The organism is Kitasatospora sp. NPDC091257 (assembly GCF_044757675.1).
In the GTDB taxonomy this organism is placed as follows: Bacteria; Actinomycetota; Actinomycetes; order Streptomycetales; family Streptomycetaceae; genus Kitasatospora; species Kitasatospora lactacystinica.
The window spans coordinates 1-10,737 of record NZ_JBIVVI010000160.1 but is presented as its reverse complement, the minus strand read 5'-3'; the positions used below and the strand labels follow the sequence as shown (position 1 = coordinate 10,737).

Genomic DNA, 10,737 nt, shown 5'->3' with positions numbered 1-10,737 from the left:
GGGGTACGGGCCCGCCGTACGGACTGCTCTGGAGCGCTGAGGCTCAGACCGCGGCCGGGTCCTCCTCGACGAGGAGGTTGCGGGTGCGGTTCGGGTCCACCTGGATGCCGGGGCCCATGGTGGTCGAGATCGCGGTCTTCTTGATGTAGCGGCCCTTGGCGGCGGACGGCTTGGCGCGGAGCACCTCGTCCAGCGCGGCGGCGTAGTTCTCGACCAGCTGCTCGTCGGTGAAGGAGGCCTTACCGATGATGAAGTGCAGGTTCGAGTGCTTGTCGACGCGGAACTCGATCTTGCCGCCCTTGATCTCGTTGACCGCCTTGGCGACGTCCGGAGTCACGGTGCCGGTCTTCGGGTTCGGCATCAGGCCACGGGGGCCGAGCACGCGGCCGAGACGGCCGACCTTGCCCATGAGGTCCGGGGTGGCGACGACGGCGTCGAAGTCGAGGCGGCCCTTGGCGACCTCGTCGATGAGCTCGTCGGAACCGACGATGTCGGCACCCGCAGCACGCGCGGCCTCGGCACGCTCGCCGGTCGCGAAGACCAGGACCCGAGCGGTCTTACCGGTGCCGTGCGGGAGGATCACGGTGCTGCGGACCATCTGGTCGGCCTTGCGCGGGTCGACACCCAGACGCATGGCGACCTCGACGGTGCCGTCGAACTTGGTGGTGCTGGTCGCCTTGGCGAGGCGGACGGCCTCGAGGGGGGCGTAAAGGCGCTCGCGGTCGACCTGGGCGTCCGCGGCCTTCAGGGCCTTGCTGCGCTTCATAGCTGCTCCTGAATGGTGAATGGAGGTGTGGTGTCACGGGCCTGCGCGGGCCCTACCACAAGAACCGGCTGAATCAACTTTTCCCTGGCGGGAAGGGAGATTCTCAGCCCTCGACGGTGATGCCCATCGACCGGGCGGTGCCGGCGATGATCTTCTCCGCGGCGTCCAGGTCGTTGGCGTTCAGGTCGGGCATCTTGGTGGTGGCGATCTCGCGGACCTGGGCGCTGGTGAGCTTGGCGACCTTGGTCTTGTGCGGCTCGCTGGAGCCCTTGTCCACACCGGCGGCCTTCAGGATGAGGCGCGCGGCCGGCGGCGTCTTCGTGATGAAGGTGAAGGAGCGGTCCTCGTAGACCGTGATCTCCACCGGCACGATCATGCCGCGCTGCGACTCGGTCGCAGCGTTGTAGGCCTTGCAGAACTCCATGATGTTGACGCCGTGCTGACCCAGCGCGGGGCCGACCGGCGGCGCCGGGTTGGCCGCACCGGCGTTGATCTGGAGCTTGATAAGCCCCGTGATCTTCTTCTTCTTGGGAGGCATGTCTCTCCGGGTCCTTCCGAGAGGTGATTGCTGGTGCGTGCGGAACCGGGGCGACACCCGGCCGCCAGCACACACATCGGACCAGGCTAACGCGTCGGCGCCGCTGGACCAAAACGGATTCGGGGCAGGGCCCTCGGCCCCGCCCCGAATCCGAAGACCGTGGGACTAGTTCTTCTGGATCTGGTCGAAGGAGAGCTCGACCGGGGTCTCCCGGCCGAAGATCTCGACCAGGCCCTTGACCTTCTTCGAGTCCGGGTTGATCTCGTTGATGGTCGCCTGGAGGGTCGCGAACGGACCGTCGGTGACGGTGACCGAGTCGCCGACCTCGAAGTCCAGCACCTGGATCTCGCTCGGCTTGATCGGCGACGGCTTGCCCGCCTCCTTGGCGGCCTGGCGCTCGACGTCGGGGGCGAGCATCTTGACGACCTCGTCCAGGGTCAGCGGGTACGGGTCGTAGGCGTTGCCGACGAAGCCGGTGACACCCGGGGTGTTGCGCACGACGCCCCAGGACTCCGGGGTGAGGTCCATGCGCACCAGGACGTAGCCGGGGAGCTTGTTCTGGCGGATGGTCTTGCGGTCGCCGTTCTTGATCTGGACGACCTCCTCCTGCGGCACCTCGGCCTGGAAGATGTACTCCTCGACGTTCAGCGAGACGGCGCGCTGCTCCAGGTTCTGCTTCACCCGGTTCTCGTAGCCGGCGTAGGTGTGGATCACGTACCACTCGCCCGGCATGAAGCGCAGGTCCTCGCGGAACTTGGCGACCGGGTCGACCTCGTCGGCCGGCTCCTCCTCGACGGTCTCCTCGGCGGCGAGCTCGGCGTCGAGCTCGGCCTCGCCCTCCACGTGCAGCGCGGCCTCCTCGGCGGGCTCGCCGGCCTCGGCCTCGTCGTACGCCTCGACCTCGTCCTCGTCGCTGTCCGCGGCGTCCACGATCTGCTCGGCGGACTCGACGTCGTCAGCCAGCTCGGTCGCGTCCGGCGCGGCGGCGACATCCGCATCCGCCTCGCGGACGGTCTCGTCGGCGTCGTACAGGGGGGACTCAGACACGGTGGCGGCTTCTTTCCTGGAGATGGTGAAGGTGGCGCGCTCCTCGACCGGTCCGGCGTACGGCCGCTCGCGCGGGCGCCAGGCGAGGTCTCGGAGACTTCAACAGTACCGAGTCCACGGTAACCGCGCGTACGTCCGGCACCGACAGCTCGACCCGGGCCGAGGATTCGGCCCGGGTCGGGAAGCTGTTCGAAAGGTGAGGCGGCCGGTCAGCCGAAGACCAGGAGGCTCAGCTTGGAGAAGCCGTAGTCCAGGCCGGCCACGAAGGCCATCACGACCACGACGAAGGTGACCACGACGGCGGTGTAGCTGGTGAGCTCGCCGCGGGTGGGCCAGACGACCTTGCGCAGCTCGGCGATGATCTGGCGGTAGAACAGACCCATCCTGGCGAACAGGCCCTTCTTGGCCCGCTTGCCGGACTTCTTCTGCTTGCCGGACTTGTTCTCGCCCTCGGCCGTGTTCTCGGCAACGCCATCGGCACCCTCGGGGTTGCCGCTCTCAGGCGTTGCGGTGGAGCCCGTGGTCTCCGTCACTCGTCCTCACCTGAATCCGGGTCCTGCCGAGCTTCGCCGCGCTCCCGGTGGGGCACGGCCAGTCGGCCAGCGGTGCTGATCGGTGCCATCTCCGCATCAAGCCCGCTCACTCCTGTGGAGCGAACGGGCTGAAAACGGATCTAGCAGCAGGGCAAGAGGGACTCGAACCCCCAACCGCCGGTTTTGGAGACCGGTGCTCTACCAATTGAGCTATTGCCCTACGGTGCCTCGCGGCTCCGGTGGCGACCAACCTACCGCATCTCCCCCCGCTGTCTGTACAGGCGGTGAAAGCTCCGGTTTTTCTCGGCGGGCCGTCGAGCAGCGAGTGTACGTGGTCGAGGGGTGTTTGGTCGAACCTCTTCTTCCGGACCGGCCGGTCACCCGGCGGATGTCCGGTCCGGCGGGGCGCCCGCCGACGGATCGCCGGGGCCGCGATTCGGACGGGAACGTACGGATGCCGATACCCCGATGCCCGGTAGGTCCGGGTTCTGCGACGATGCAGGCATGAGCGCTTCCACCCCTCAGCCCGACCAGTCCATCCGCCCCGCCGACCGCCGGGTCTCCGCCCGGATCGGTGCGATCGCCGAGTCCGCGACCCTCGCCGTGGACGCCAAGGCCAAGGCCCTCAAGGCCGCCGGCCGCCCGGTCATCGGCTTCGGCGCCGGTGAGCCCGACTTCCCCACCCCGGACTACATCGTCGAGGCGGCCGTCGAGGCCTGCCGCGACCCGAAGAACCACCGGTACACCCCGGCGGGTGGCCTGCCCGAGCTGAAGACCGCGATCGCCGCCAAGACGCTGCGCGACTCCGGCTACCAGGTGGACGCCTCCCAGGTGCTGGTCACCAACGGTGGCAAGCAGGCGATCTACGAGGCCTTCGCGGCGATCCTGGACCCGGGCGACGAGGTCATCATCCCGGCCCCGTACTGGACCACCTACCCGGAGTCGGTGCAGCTGGCCGGCGGCGTCCCGGTGGAGGTCGTCTCCGACGAGACCACCGGCTACAAGGTCTCGGTCGAGCAGCTGGAGGCCGCGCGCACCGAGAACACCAAGGTCGTGCTGTTCGTCTCGCCGTCCAACCCGACCGGCGCGGTGTACACCGAGGCCGAGGCCGAGGCGATCGGCCGCTGGGCGCTGGAGCACGGCCTGTGGGTGCTCACCGACGAGATCTACGAGCACCTGGTGTACGGCGACGCCACCTTCACCTCGCTGCCGGCCCTGCTGCCCGAGCTGGCCGACAAGTGCGTCGTGGTCAACGGTGTCGCCAAGACCTACGCGATGACCGGCTGGCGGGTGGGCTGGGTGATCGGCCCCAAGGACGTCATCAAGGCCGCGACCAACCTCCAGTCGCACGCCACCTCGAACGTCTCCAACGTCGCCCAGCGCGCCGCCCTGGCCGCCGTGGCCGGCGACCTGGACGCGGTCTCCGAGATGCGCGAGGCCTTCGACCGCCGCCGCAAGACCATCGTGCGGATGCTCAACGAGATCGACGGCGTGTTCTGCCCCGAGCCCGAGGGCGCCTTCTACGCCTACCCGTCGGTGAAGGGCCTGCTGGGCAAGGAGATCCGCGGCAAGCGCCCGCAGACCTCCGGCGAGCTGGCCACCCTGATCCTGGACGAGGCCGAGGTCGCGGTCGTCCCGGGCGAGGCCTTCGGCACCCCCGGCTACCTGCGGCTCTCCTACGCGCTCGGCGACGCCGACCTGGTCGAGGGCGTCAGCCGGGTGCAGAAGCTGCTCGGCGAGGCCCGCGACTGACGCGGTTCCAGCACTGACGTCAATCCGACATACGGGATTCACCCGGCACGCCGCCTCCTTTCACCCCTTCGGGGGATGGAAAGGAGGCGGTTCCCGTTCGGGGGCCGCATACGGCAGTATCGGTGAATGGAACGCCTGTTGAACCCGCGAGACGTCAGGGGCCTCCCGAAGGCCCACCTGCACCTGCACTTCACCGGCTCGATGCGGCCCGCCACCCTCCTGGAGCTGGCCGACAAGCACGGCGTCCGGCTGCCGGAGGCGCTCAGCTCCGGCGAGCCGCCCCGACTGCGGGCCACCGACGAGCGGGGCTGGTTCCGCTTCCAGCGGCTGTACGACACCGCCCGCTCGGTGCTGCGGGACGAGGAGGACATCCGCCGGCTGGTCCTGGAGACCGCCGAGGACGAGCGGCGGGACGGCTCCCGCTGGCTGGAGATCCAGGTCGACCCGACCTCGTACGCGCCCCGGCTGGGCGGGCTGATCCCCGCGCTGGAGCTGATCCTGGACGCCGTGGAGCACGCCGCCGCGGCGACCGGCGTGGGCATCCGGGTCCTGGTCGCGGCCAACCGGATGAAGTCCCCGATGGACGCCCGGACGCTGGCCCGGCTGGCCGTCCGCTACGCCGACCACGGGGTGGTCGGCTTCGGCCTCTCCAACGACGAGCGCCGGGGCCTGGCCCGGGACTTCGACCGGGCCTTCGCGATCGCCCGCAACGGCGGGCTGCTGGCGGCCCCGCACGGCGGCGAGCTCTCCGGCCCGGAGTCCGTCCGGGACTGCCTGGACGACCTGGGCGCCGGCCGGATCGGCCACGGCGTGCGCGCCGCCGAGGACCCGAGGCTGATGGAGCGGCTGGCGGACCGGCAGGTCACCTGCGAGGTCTGCCCGTCCTCCAACGTCTCGCTCGGCGTCTACGAGCACCCCGAGGAGGTCCCGCTGCGCCGGCTCTTCGACGCCGGGGTGCCGCTCGCGCTGGGCGCGGACGACCCGCTGCTGTTCGGCAGCCGGCTGGCCGCCCAGTACGAGCTGGTCCGGGACGTGCTGGGCTTCTCCGACGCCGAACTCGCCGAGCTGGCGCGGCAGTCGGTGCGCGGTTCGGTCGCGCCGGAGGCCGTCCGCAAGGAACTGCTGGCGGACATCGACGCCTGGCTGGTGGGCGGCCGAGCCCCCGCGGAGCCGGCCGCCGTACCCGCCTGACGAGGCGCTGCCTCAGAGCTTGACGCCCACCATCACCGGCTCGTTCACCAGTTCCACCCCGAAGGCCTCGCGGACCCCGTCCCGGATCTCCCGGGCCAGCGCCAGCAGGTCCTCGGCGGTGGCCGAGCCGCGGTTGGTGAGCGCCAGGGTGTGCTTGGTGGAGAGCGTCGCCGGGCCGCTGCCGTAGCCCTTGCCGAAGCCGGACCGGTCGATCAGCCAGGCCGCCGAGGTCTTGGTGCGGCCCTCCGGGGCCGGGTAGGCGGGGGCGTCCTCGGCACCCGGGCGGGTGCGGAACGAGTCGTACTGCGCGGCCGTGAGCACCGGGTTGGTGAAGAAGGAGCCGGCCGACCAGGTGTCGTGGTCCGCCGGGTCCAGCACCATGCCCTTGCCGGCGCGCAGCAGCAGCACCGCGTTCCAGGCGGTGCCGACCGCCACCCGCTCGCCCTGCTCGACGCCCAGGTGCCGGGCGGTCTCGGCGTAGCGGACGGGGGTGGAGAGGCCGCCGTTGTCCTCCAGGCGGAACCGCACCCGCAGCACCACGTAGCGCTCCGGCTCGGCCTTGAAGCGGCTGTGCCGGTAGGAGAACGCGCACTCGGCGTTCGAGAGCACGACCACCTCGTCGGCGGCACGGTCGTACGCGACCACCTCGGTGACCGACTGCGCGACCTCCTGGCCGTAGGCGCCCACGTTCTGCACCGGGGTGGCACCCGCCGAACCGGGGATGCCGGCCAGGAACTCGATGCCCGCCAGCTCGTGGTCCACGACGGTCCGGCGGACCACCTCGGACCAGGTCTCGCCGGCCGCGACCTCCAGCGCGGTGCCGTCCAGGGCGAAGCCCTCGGTGGCGATCCGCAGCACGGTGCCGGGGAAGCCGGCGTCGCCGATCACCAGGTTGGAGCCGCCGCCGAGGACCAGCAGCGGCTCGCCGACCGCGTCGGCCTCGCGGACGGCGGCGATCACCTCGTCATCGGTGTGGGCGGTCACCAGGCGGCGGGCCGGGCCACCGAGCCGGAGCGTGGTCAGCGGGGCGAGGGGGGCGTCGTTTTCTACCAGCACGCCCACCAGCGTACGGGTGGCGGGGGTGCCTCCCGGCACGCCCGCCGCCCGTACTCCCGCCCCCCGTACGCCGCTCGCCCGTACGCCGGTCGCCCGGGGCCGGCGCCTCAGACCCCCGCGGGCACGGCCGGCTTCCCGGCCCGCTCCTCCCGCACCCCCGCGGCCGCCGCCGCGCGCCGCCGGGGGATGAACACCGCGGCGAGCGCGCCGAGCCCGACGGCGGCCCCGCCGACGTACAGCGCGGGCACCAGCCCGTCCGTGAAGGCCTGCGTCGACTGGTAGCCGCCCCGCGCCGAGAACACCGCGGCGAGCACGGCGACCCCGAGCGCCCCGCCGACCTCGCGCAGCGCGTTGTTGGCGCCGGAGGCGATCCCCTGCTCCTGCGGCCGGACGCTGGCCATCACCAGCTGGGCGGTCGGGCCGAAGTACAGCGACATGCCGATCCCGCAGATCACGATGGCCGGGATCTGGGCGGGGTAGTCGAGGCCGGTGCTCCCGTCCGCGACCAGGCCGAACAGCACCAGGCCCACGGCCTGCAGGGCCAGCCCGGCGACCACGATCGGGCGGCCGCCGATCCGGTCGGAGACGATGCCCGCGACCGGGGAGACCAGCAGCGGCATCGCCGTCCACGGCAGCATCCGGATGCCCGACTCCTGCGGGCTGAAGCCGCCGACACCCTGGAGGTACTGGCTGATCAGGAAGATCGAGCCGAACATCCCCAGGTACATCAGCAGGCTGGCCGCGTTGACGGCGGAGAAGGCCCGGCTGCGGAACAGCCGCATCGGCAGCATCGGATGGGCGGCCACCCGCTGCTCGTACCAGACGAAGGCGGTCAGCAGCAGGACGCCGGCGACCAGGGCGCCGAGGACCAGCGGGCTGGTCCAGCCGTCCGGGTTGCCGCGGATCAGGCCGAGGACGACCCCGAACATCCCCAGGCTGACCAGCAGGGTCCCGGGCACGTCCAGGGCCCGGCCCGCGCCCCGGCTCTCGCCGAGCCGCAGGTAGGCCAGCGGCAGCAGGACGAGGCCGACCGGGACGTTCACCCAGAAGATCCACTGCCAGGAGAAGTGCTCGGTCAGCGAGCCGCCGATCAGCGGCCCGGCGGCGACGGCGAGGCCGCTGACGCCCGACCAGATGCCGAAGGCCATCCCCCGCCTGGCCGCGGGCACGGCGGTGGTGAGCAGGGTCAGGGTGAGCGGCATCATCACCGCGGCCCCGACGCCCTGGACGGCCCGGGCGGCGATCAGGTCGCCGATGCCCGGGGACATCGCCGCCGCGGCGGAGCCTGCGGTGAAGACCGTCAGGCCGACCAGGAAGATCCGTCGGCGGCCGAAGCGGTCGCCGAGCGCGGCGCCGAACATCAGCAGCACGGCGAAGCTCAGGGTGTAGGCGCTGACCGTCCATTCGAGGTCGGACAGCCCGCCGCCGAGTTCCTCGCGGATCGACGGCAGTGCGGTGGTGACCACCAGGTTGTCCAGGGCGGCCATGAAGCCGGCCGCGCTGACGATCACCAGCGTCCAGATCGCGGTTCTGCCCATGGTCGGTTTCTCCGTCATGACGTCCCCCAGTTTCCTCTAGGTAGTTATTGCTCAATAACTTTCGTGGGCCGAAAAAAGGCCGCACGGACACCGCCGCGCGGCCCGGCTACTCGGGCTCCTCGCACCCGTCGAAGCCGCTCCACATCCGGTGGTCCGGCGGATAGCCCAGCGCCACCATGGTGTTGATCAGCATCCCGTACGCGAAGAACTGCGTGGCGTCCCTCATGCCCCCGCCGATCCGGATCCTGACCCGGTCGAACAGGCTCTCCCACAGCCGCCGGGCGGTCTCCCCGACCTCCTCCTCGCCGGCCGCCCGGGCCGCGAAGACCGAGACGTAGAGCTGCATCTGCATCATGAGCTGGTCACGGTCCTCGACCAGGCTCATGTACGCGGCGGACATCGCGTCGGCGGCCTCCTCGCCGGACAGCCCGGCCGAGGCCTCGTCGAACACACGCCAGGTCTCCTCGACGCAGCGCTCGGCAGCCGCGGCGAAGATCGCCTGCTTGCCCGGGAACAGCCGGAACAGGTACGGCTGCGAGACGCCCACCCGGCGGGCGATCGCCTCGGTGGAGGTGCCGTGGTACCCACCCCGGGCGAACTCGATCAGGGCGGCCCGGACGACGCTCTCGCGCCGCTCCTCCGCGCTCATCCGGATGCTCGACTTCGCCATGGCTTCCAAGTTAGTGGCCAATCACTATCAAGGCAAGACCCGCGACCGCGGCCGGAGATCCCGTGAGTACGGGGCTCCGGCCGCGACCGCCGTCGCGAGGGGGCGGCTCAGCCGAGCCGGACCACGGCCCGGGACATCCCGAGCACCTTCTGACCGCCCGCGGTGGCCAGCAGGTCGACCTGCACCCTGCGGTCGTCCAGCTTCTTGGCGACCTTGGCCGAGACCTCGACCACCGCGCCGACCCCGTCGTTCGGCACCGGCACCGGGCGGGTGAAGCGCACGCCGTACTCGACCACCGCGGCCGGGTCGCCGACCCAGTCGGTGACCACCCGGATCGCCTCGGCCATGGTGAACATGCCGTGCGCGATGACGTCCGGCAGGCCGACCTCCAGGGCGAACCTCTCGTTCCAGTGGATCGGGTTGAAATCGCCCGAGGCGCCCGCGTACCGCACCAGCGTGTCGCGGGTCACCGGGAAGGACTGCGCCGGCAGCTCGGTGCCGACCTCGACCTCGTCGTAGCCGATCGCCATCGCGCTCACTCCCCCGCCTCGTCGGCGGCCCGGGCCACCAGGGTCATGACCGACGTCACAACGTGCTCGCCGGTCGCGTCCGTCACCTCGCCGCGCACGGTGAGCACGTCGTTGCCCGCCAGCGACTTGATGTTGTCGATGGTCACCGCGACCGACAGCCGGTCACCGGCCCGCACCGGGCGGGTGTAGGCGAACTTCTGGTCGCCGTGCACCACCCGGCTGAAGTCCAGGCCCAGCTCCGGGTCCTCGACCACCTGGCCGGCCGCGCGGTAGGTGATCACGAACGGGAAGGTCGGCGGGGCGATCACGTCGGGGTGGCCCAGCGCCTTCGCCGCCTCCGGGTCGGTGTACGCCGGGTTGGCGTCGCCGACCGCGGTCGCGAACTCGCGGATCTTCTCCCGGCCGACCTCGTACGGCTCGGTGGGCGGGTAACTACGCCCGATGAAGGAGGGGTCGAGCGCCATGGCAGCTCCTCGGAACGCGGGTGGATACGAAAAAACTCCGGGCCGCACCCCCTGTGAGGGATGCGGCCCGGAGTAGAAGACCTGATTTCACACAGGCCCGTCGCCCTACTTCAGGGTCAGCGGGTCTCGCGGTGCGCGGTGTGCGAGTTGCAGCGGGGGCAGTGCTTCTTCATCTCAAGACGGTCCGGGTCATTACGCCGGTTCTTCTTGGTGATGTAGTTCCGCTCCTTGCACTCCACGCAGGCCAGCGTGATCTTCGGGCGGACGTCGGTGGCAGCCACGGGAGTGCCTTCCTTGGACAACGAATAAGAACACAACAAGAGTAGCCGACCGGGAGTGCGATCTCCCGACCGACTACGCGGGGTAGCGGTGACCGGACTTGAACCGGTGACACAGCGATTATGAGCCGCTTGCTCTACCAACTGAGCTACACCGCCACAGTGATCCACAGCACAGCCGAGGCTGACTGCTTCTCACCGAGCCCCCATGCGGAATCGAACCGCAGACCTTCTCCTTACCATGGAGACGCTCTACCGACTGAGCTATAGGGGCGAACGAGGAAGAGATTACACGTTTCGCGCCCGGAGGTGAAATCCGTATCCCGCGGCGAAGACCGCAGGTGGGTGAGGGGTACGGGCGGACGATCCAAGGC

At 70.6% G+C, this 10,737-nt stretch carries 12 protein-coding genes and 3 tRNA genes; 2 read left to right on the top strand and 13 right to left on the bottom strand.

Annotation, left to right across the window (positions count from 1 at the left end; all coding sequences use genetic code 11):
- Positions 1 to 43: 43 nt before the first annotated feature.
- The 5 genes from rplA to ACIQOV_RS10440 all read right to left on the bottom strand — a co-directional run bounded on the left by rplA (position 44) and on the right by ACIQOV_RS10440 (position 3,104).
- A complete protein-coding gene (gene rplA / locus ACIQOV_RS10460) occupies positions 44 to 766 on the bottom strand; it encodes a 50S ribosomal protein L1 (protein WP_196951777.1) in 723 nt (240 codons plus the stop codon).
- Positions 767 to 869: 103 nt separating this feature from the next.
- On the bottom strand, positions 870 to 1,304 hold the full coding sequence (gene rplK, locus ACIQOV_RS10455) for a 50S ribosomal protein L11 (protein ID WP_359897545.1): 435 nt from the start codon (positions 1,302 to 1,304) through the stop codon (positions 870 to 872).
- Positions 1,305 to 1,469: 165 nt separating this feature from the next.
- On the bottom strand, positions 1,470 to 2,351 hold the full coding sequence (nusG, locus tag ACIQOV_RS10450; RefSeq protein ID WP_380357517.1) for a transcription termination/antitermination protein NusG: 882 nt from the start codon (positions 2,349 to 2,351) through the stop codon (positions 1,470 to 1,472).
- 209 nt (positions 2,352 to 2,560) lie between these two features.
- A complete protein-coding gene (gene secE / locus ACIQOV_RS10445) occupies positions 2,561 to 2,884 on the bottom strand; it encodes a preprotein translocase subunit SecE (RefSeq protein ID WP_359897547.1) in 324 nt (107 codons plus the stop codon).
- A 147-nt stretch (positions 2,885 to 3,031) separates the two neighbouring features.
- Positions 3,032 to 3,104 (bottom strand) — tRNA-Trp (locus tag ACIQOV_RS10440).
- A 284-nt stretch (positions 3,105 to 3,388) separates the two neighbouring features.
- Here ACIQOV_RS10440 and ACIQOV_RS10435 point away from each other — a divergent pair.
- Positions 3,389 to 4,636: a pyridoxal phosphate-dependent aminotransferase gene (locus tag ACIQOV_RS10435; RefSeq protein WP_359897548.1), complete on the top strand. Its 1,248-nt coding sequence runs from the start codon at positions 3,389 to 3,391 to the stop codon at positions 4,634 to 4,636.
- Positions 4,637 to 4,762: 126 nt separating this feature from the next.
- Positions 4,763 to 5,827, top strand: coding sequence for an adenosine deaminase (locus ACIQOV_RS10430; protein ID WP_359897549.1), 1,065 nt, complete (start codon positions 4,763 to 4,765; stop codon positions 5,825 to 5,827).
- Between the two features lie 12 nt (positions 5,828 to 5,839).
- On the opposite strand, the gene ACIQOV_RS10425 is transcribed toward ACIQOV_RS10430, so the two are convergent.
- From ACIQOV_RS10425 to ACIQOV_RS10390, 8 genes are all read right to left on the bottom strand, one after another.
- Complete coding sequence (locus ACIQOV_RS10425; RefSeq protein ID WP_401047094.1) at positions 5,840 to 6,922, bottom strand: UDP-N-acetylmuramate dehydrogenase; 1,083 nt, start codon at positions 6,920 to 6,922, stop codon at positions 5,840 to 5,842.
- Between the two features lie 68 nt (positions 6,923 to 6,990).
- Positions 6,991 to 8,439, bottom strand: coding sequence for an MFS transporter (locus ACIQOV_RS10420; RefSeq protein WP_401047092.1), 1,449 nt, complete (start codon positions 8,437 to 8,439; stop codon positions 6,991 to 6,993).
- A gap of 88 nt (positions 8,440 to 8,527) precedes the next feature.
- Positions 8,528 to 9,091 carry a TetR/AcrR family transcriptional regulator gene (locus ACIQOV_RS10415; protein WP_401047089.1) on the bottom strand — a complete coding sequence of 188 codons (564 nt, stop codon included), beginning with the start codon at positions 9,089 to 9,091 and terminating at the stop codon, positions 8,528 to 8,530.
- 107 nt (positions 9,092 to 9,198) lie between these two features.
- On the bottom strand, positions 9,199 to 9,621 hold the full coding sequence (locus ACIQOV_RS10410) for a MaoC family dehydratase (RefSeq protein WP_401047087.1): 423 nt from the start codon (positions 9,619 to 9,621) through the stop codon (positions 9,199 to 9,201).
- 5 nt (positions 9,622 to 9,626) lie between these two features.
- Positions 9,627 to 10,085: a MaoC family dehydratase N-terminal domain-containing protein gene (locus ACIQOV_RS10405; protein WP_359897553.1), complete on the bottom strand. Its 459-nt coding sequence runs from the start codon at positions 10,083 to 10,085 to the stop codon at positions 9,627 to 9,629.
- Positions 10,086 to 10,201: 116 nt separating this feature from the next.
- Positions 10,202 to 10,366: a 50S ribosomal protein L33 gene (rpmG, locus tag ACIQOV_RS10400; RefSeq protein ID WP_006604855.1), complete on the bottom strand. Its 165-nt coding sequence runs from the start codon at positions 10,364 to 10,366 to the stop codon at positions 10,202 to 10,204.
- An 83-nt stretch (positions 10,367 to 10,449) separates the two neighbouring features.
- A tRNA-Met gene (locus ACIQOV_RS10395) sits at positions 10,450 to 10,522 on the bottom strand.
- Between the two features lie 42 nt (positions 10,523 to 10,564).
- Positions 10,565 to 10,637 (bottom strand) — tRNA-Thr (locus ACIQOV_RS10390).
- Between the last annotated feature and the right edge of the window lie 100 nt (positions 10,638 to 10,737).

Bases quoted from the DNA above. Each gene is read 5' to 3' on its own strand.
- rplA (WP_196951777.1), bottom strand. From the start codon at position 766: ATGAAGCGCAGCAAGGCCCTGAAGGCCGCGGACGCCCAGGTCGACCGC.
- rplK (WP_359897545.1), bottom strand. From the start codon at position 1,304: ATGCCTCCCAAGAAGAAGAAGATCACGGGGCTTATCAAGCTCCAGATC.
- ACIQOV_RS10435 (WP_359897548.1), top strand. From the start codon at position 3,389: ATGAGCGCTTCCACCCCTCAGCCCGACCAGTCCATCCGCCCCGCCGAC.
- ACIQOV_RS10430 (WP_359897549.1), top strand. From the start codon at position 4,763: ATGGAACGCCTGTTGAACCCGCGAGACGTCAGGGGCCTCCCGAAGGCC.
- ACIQOV_RS10420 (WP_401047092.1), bottom strand. From the start codon at position 8,439: ATGACGGAGAAACCGACCATGGGCAGAACCGCGATCTGGACGCTGGTG.
- ACIQOV_RS10415 (WP_401047089.1), bottom strand. From the start codon at position 9,091: ATGGCGAAGTCGAGCATCCGGATGAGCGCGGAGGAGCGGCGCGAGAGC.
- ACIQOV_RS10410 (WP_401047087.1), bottom strand. From the start codon at position 9,621: ATGGCGATCGGCTACGACGAGGTCGAGGTCGGCACCGAGCTGCCGGCG.
- ACIQOV_RS10405 (WP_359897553.1), bottom strand. From the start codon at position 10,085: ATGGCGCTCGACCCCTCCTTCATCGGGCGTAGTTACCCGCCCACCGAG.